Source organism: Methylophaga sp. UBA1464, from assembly GCF_002325665.1.
Classification (GTDB): Bacteria; Pseudomonadota; Gammaproteobacteria; order Nitrosococcales; family Methylophagaceae; genus Methylophaga.
Genome location: NZ_DCSO01000047.1, coordinates 14444 through 15596, shown reverse-complemented (window position 1 = coordinate 15596; position 1153 = coordinate 14444). Strand labels below are relative to the sequence as shown.

Here is a 1153-nt window from a genome sequence, read left to right as displayed (position 1 = left end):
GTGACAGAAACCGATCAGCGTGAATTATTCCAGTCTATCGCACCCAAAACCGAGGCTGGCGTTTATCTGGTTCCGCAAGTCATCGAATAAATTCCAACACAGGCAAGCTCATGCATAACAAAACTTTATCTGAACTTTCGGCGTTGCTGCACAACGGTGATATCACCAGTGTGGAACTGACCAAACATTTCTTAAATCGCATCAAAACGCATAACGGTAATTTGAATGCCTTTATCAGCATTACTGAGGAAAGTGCGCTGGCGCAGGCCGCCGCTGCCGATAAACAGTTTGCGGAAAAAACCGCCGGTAAATTGACCGGCATCCCGATGGCGCATAAAGATATTTTCTGCACCAAAGGTGTCCGCACCAGCTGTGCATCGAAAATGCTTGATAAATTTATCGCGCCCTATGATGCCACCGTGGTTGAAAAAATTGCTGCCAGCGGCATGGTCATGCTGGGTAAAACCAATATGGATGAATTCGCCATGGGTTCATCCAATGAAACCAGCTTCTATGGTCCGGTAAAAAATCCCTGGGACATCGAGCGTGTTCCGGGTGGTTCATCAGGTGGTTCTGCAGCAGCAGTCGCTGCACGTTTAACGCCGGTTGCTACCGGAACAGATACGGGTGGTTCGATTCGTCAACCTTCTTCTTTGTGTAATTTAACCGGATTGAAGCCAACTTATGGCCGCGTTTCCCGCTACGGCATGATTGCCTTTGCCTCCAGTCTGGATCAGGCAGGACCGATGGCGGCCAATGCCGAAGATGCGGCATTGTTATTAAACGTGATGTCCGGTTTTGATGAGCGTGATTCCACCAGTGTGGAACGCGATGTTCCAGATTACACCGCCAATCTGAATGATTCTTTGGAAGGTTTGCGCATTGGCCTGCCGAAAGAATACTTTGGCGAAGGCCTGTCACCTGAAGTGGCTGTAACTATCGAGGCTGCCATTAAAGAATTTGAAAAACTCGGCGCAACCGTTAAAGAAATCAGCCTGCCGAATACAGCGCTGGCAATACCAACCTATTATGTTGTCGCTCCAGCGGAATGTTCATCCAATCTATCGCGAATGGATGGGGTACGGTTCGGTCATCGCTGTGACGATCCAAAAGACTTGCTGGATCTCTATCAACGTTCACGCGGTGAAGGTTT

The 1153-nt window shown here is 48.8% G+C and carries 1 protein-coding gene; it reads left to right on the top strand.

Annotated features, from left to right (window positions below; translation table 11 throughout):
- Positions 1-110: 110 nt before the first annotated feature.
- A partial coding sequence (locus B3O33_RS05540; protein WP_292363163.1) for an amidase occupies positions 111-1153 on the top strand: 1043 nt, incomplete at its 3' end.